Genomic DNA, 1,049 nt, shown 5'->3' with positions numbered 1-1,049 from the left:
CCTGATTAGCAAGCTTCTTCAGCCAAGCCCCTTTTCCGCCGAGGAAAGGCGCATAGTGGAGCGACTCCCGCTTGCTCGAAGGACCTCGTCATGCCGATGAACCGCATTCAATTTCAACCCGGGTTGTCGTTGCCGAGGTTCACCGAGCAGTTCGGCACCGAGGCGCTCTGCGAGGCCGAGCTCGAACGGCTGCGCTGGCCCGAGGGATTTCGTTGCCCCAAGTGCGACCATTCGCAGGCCTACATCCTCCATGTCGGCGCCCACAAGACCTTTCAGTGCCGGGCCTGTCGGACCCAGACCTCGCTGATCGCCGGCACCCTGTTTCAGAGCACCCACTTGGCGCTGACGGTTTGGTTTCTGGCGATCTATTTGATCAGTCAGGCCAAGACGGGCCTCTCGGCGCTGGCCCTGAAACGGCTGCTGGGCGTGAGCTATCCCACCGCGTGGCTGATCCAGCACAAGCTGATGCAGGCCATGACCGAGCGCGACAGCGCCTATGCGCTCAGTGGTGACGTCCAGGTCGATGACGTCTACCTCGGCGGCGAGCTGGCCGGCGGCACGCCCGGGCGGGGCTCGGAGAACAAGGTTCCCTTCGTCGCGGCGGTGTCCTTGAGCCCCGAAGGCCATCCGCTCTACACCAAAATGGCCGCTGTTGCTGGCTTCACCCGCAAGGCGATGGCCGAGTGGGCGCGCCGCGATTTGGCTCCCGGTTGCGAGGTGACCTCCGATGGCTTGGCCTGCTTCGCCGGGGTCACCGATGCCGGCTGTACGCATCATGTCATTGTCGTTGGGTCGCGCAAACCAAAGGACTTACCGCAGTTCAGCTGGGTCAACACGCTCTTGGGCAATCTCAAGAGCAGTTTCGGCGGCGCCTACCATGCCTTTGACTTCGAGAAGTATCGTGCGCGCTATCTCGGCACTTTCGCCTATCGCTTCAACCGGCGCTTCCATCTGGAGACGATCCACAGCCGCCTGCTGCTGGCGGCGACAACCACCGGGCCGCGTCCTGCGCGCTGGCTTCGTCTGGCTGAAGAAGCTTGCTAATCAGG

The 1,049-nt window shown here is 63.0% G+C and carries 1 protein-coding gene; it reads left to right on the top strand.

Features of this window, described 5'->3' with window-relative positions:
- Window positions 1-90: 90 nt before the first annotated feature.
- Window positions 91-1,044: an IS1595 family transposase gene (locus tag AC54T3_RS17430; RefSeq protein WP_496626576.1), complete on the top strand. Its 954-nt coding sequence runs from the start codon at window positions 91-93 to the stop codon at window positions 1,042-1,044.
- Window positions 1,045-1,049: the final 5 nt, after the last annotated feature.

Source organism: Halochromatium sp. NSM3 (genome assembly GCF_059621085.1).
This window is presented reverse-complemented; position numbering and strand designations above follow the sequence as displayed.